3 protein-coding genes are annotated in these 1,012 nt (G+C 48.9%); all 3 read right to left on the reverse strand.

What is annotated here, in order from left to right:
• On the reverse strand, positions 1-366 hold a 366-nt coding region (gene gspN, locus R8N46_RS25610), incomplete at its 3' end, for a type II secretion system protein N (RefSeq protein WP_318189831.1).
• A gap of 1 nt (position 367) precedes the next feature.
• Entirely contained in the window at positions 368-859 is a 492-nt protein-coding gene (locus tag R8N46_RS25615) for a type II secretion system protein M (RefSeq protein WP_318189832.1), read from the reverse strand.
• Positions 860-866: 7 nt separating this feature from the next.
• The coding region (locus R8N46_RS25620; RefSeq protein WP_318189833.1) for a GspL/Epsl periplasmic domain-containing protein at positions 867-1,012 on the reverse strand (146 nt) is incomplete at its 5' end.

The raw sequence follows: 1,012 nt of genomic DNA on the forward strand, positions 1-1,012 counted from the left end.
GACGGCTTTCGATGCCGGGATCGACGCCACCAAATTTTCCGCGTAAGGGCCATCGCTGAGACTGTATCCAACTAAACCTCGACCGCGAATGTTCATATCGCTGCCGCGCCCAAAACGTACCGAAAATTCGGCTTTGCCGGTAAACAAGCTAGACCATTGGAAATCCCAATTCACTTGCCCTAGGTTTTGACGCTGCCAACGCACGCTAGAAGCCTGACCTTGCCAAACGGAACCGTGAGCACCTTGTATGTCGAGCCCTTTCACAGTGGGGGCTTGCTGGAGAACCCAAGAAACAGGTAACCCCATGATCAAGCTAACAGAAAAACAAACGATAAAGATTACAACGTAAAGTACTGCTCGCTTCACCTTAACCTCGCTTAAATTGCAGACGGTTCACATCAATCATGCCCGCTTGGTCTGTACGATCGATGTCTAAAAATTCAACTTCAATGCCTTGCTGCTCTTTCAAGTAGCGTAGCCAATCCACCAATTGGTTGAATGCGAGCGGTTTAATCCACACTTGCACACTGTCGTTGCGTGGTTGCACACGAATCAGTTCCACCTTAAAACGGCGCGCTGATGAAGAGACAAGTTGGTTAAGTGGCTGATTGGAAAAACTGACACCCCCGCTTTTTCTCAATGCGGTAATGTCATCAGCTTTGTCTTGTACCCATGTAAGCAATTGCTTTTCACTTTGGATACGAGATTGCGCCAACTCTGCACGTTGGCTCATCGGCTGCAGCAGCCCCCAGTAAAGAAAGCCAAGGATGGCGAATGCACCACAGCCCAGCACAAGTCGTTGTTCACGCTGAGAGATGCCACTCCACCAAGCTTGCGCTTGAGAAATTAAATTCTTCATCATCACCTCACTGACGCTTCAACACAAAGCTACCCATCACAACGTTATCGCTGTGATTAAGCTGACCTTGCTCAACATTAAACTTCTCAGCCAACTTCACACGAGCCTGCTCAAAAGGCTGGAAGTCTGAGCTACGTGCGTGAATGCGCACTT

Source organism: Vibrio sp. 1874 (genome assembly GCF_033344395.1).
GTDB lineage: Bacteria > Pseudomonadota > Gammaproteobacteria > Enterobacterales > Vibrionaceae > Vibrio > Vibrio alginolyticus.